Below are 331 nucleotides of genomic sequence, written 5' to 3' on the forward strand. Positions count from 1 at the left end.
CCTTGGGTCCAGCCATCCTGCGCTTTCTTAATGGCAAGCTGCCGCCGCGCTTCCAATTCGGAAGCAGTTCCTTTGCTTCGCATGAGAAATCAATTACCACAAACAACTCCGCATTCAATAGCTTTCCTTACCTCCGAAGCAGTAGGTCGTTAGCGAGACGATAATACCTTGCACTAATCGGGTTGCTATTGATCGCAGTTGCAAGTTCAAACCTGCCGATGACATCGTGAGTCAATCGAGGTGTATTCGTGATCAATGGATTGTCCAGCGGATCTTCGACAAGCCTAAGCAGCTAGCCGGGGATGGGTATAATGTTTCATGTTGCACCTTC

Origin of the sequence: Zavarzinella formosa DSM 19928 (genome assembly GCF_000255705.1) — a bacterium.
Taxonomy (GTDB): domain Bacteria; phylum Planctomycetota; class Planctomycetia; order Gemmatales; family Gemmataceae; genus Zavarzinella; species Zavarzinella formosa.